Raw genomic sequence first — 1215 nt, forward strand, 5'->3', positions numbered from 1 at the left:
AAATCATTGTTGTCCGGTAAAACGGATATTTAATTTTATTTGTTGATTCAAGTTCGTTCTGAGGTTGTTTTCTTACTTATTTCAAAAAGCAAGCCTCCTATGCTCTGTAAAGAGTGAATTTTCGTATCGATTTTCATTACTATAATTGACTTTGCGCCAACATCCCTCTGGATCTTCAAGGAAACGATATATATCGACATAATTCATCAATTGGTTTCTGATTAGGGACACCATATTTGAAAATGCCCATGGGTGTTTTACCTTACTTTTTACCAATGTAATCAATAGATTAGCCAACATAGCTGCCCATATTTGTATTTCAATGGCATTTTCATTGTCTCCCAGAAAATATTTAAGCGGAAAGTTCTGTTTTAGCTGCTTGAACAGTAATTCTATTTTCCATCGCTGTTTATAGATCAAAGCTATTTTTTCTGCCGAAAACTCAAAATTATTGGATATAAACTCAAATAACCGTTTGTTTTCATCATCCCAATAGGCGATCCGCCTGGTGCGATGCTCGTTCTTTTTGTCCTGTCCGTAATACAAAACAACTTCTTCATCTTTTAATACACTTGAGGGCGCATTCTCTGGTAAATCGTACTCTTTACGTGCTTCATAGACTGCATTGTCTTTCAAACGGGTAACATAAAAGATCTCGCTTTGAGAAAATGCTTCATATTGGGCGTAATCTACATAACCTTTGTCAAATGTGATAATTGATCCTTTGGACAAAGTATGGACTTCGTGAAGGAACGTGTGGTCATGACGGACTGCTGCGCTGTAGCGGATCAAACAGGGAACATTTTCACTGGCTTTGACGATGGTATGCGCCTTGATACCGCCCTTTTTCTTTCCTTGTAATGGATTGCGACCAACCCCTTTCAAAATGTCCTTGAACAACGTGATGGTCGTCGAATCCATGATATAAAGCCTTTTCATATCGGCATCACTCAAGCGGCTGTCCGCTAAATGTTTCCGGTTCCGGAGATAAACCTCCATATAAATTTCACCAAATAAATTACTACTGCGACGCTGGTTAGCTTCCGATAAAGTACTTCGCCGAACGATATAGCTCAAACCCAGATGGCTCAGCTTATGTGCATTGGCTAGAAGCCCTATTATCACTTCCCGGATGGAAGAATAGCCCTCCAAAGCAACAAACAGCATCACCACAACGTGGTTGTAGGTAGTGAACTTTTTAACATATCGATCTCC

General features: G+C 39.3%; 1 protein-coding gene. It reads right to left on the reverse strand.

Annotation, left to right across the window (positions count from 1 at the left end; genetic code table 11):
- Positions 1 to 81: 81 nt before the first annotated feature.
- Positions 82 to 1215 (reverse strand): IS4 family transposase (locus GOQ16_RS17170; RefSeq protein WP_160070419.1); only part of this gene is annotated, 1134 nt, incomplete at its 5' end.

The sequence above is a fragment of the Sphingobacterium bovisgrunnientis genome, from assembly GCF_009829085.1.
Taxonomy (GTDB): Bacteria; Bacteroidota; Bacteroidia; order Sphingobacteriales; family Sphingobacteriaceae; genus Sphingobacterium; species Sphingobacterium bovisgrunnientis.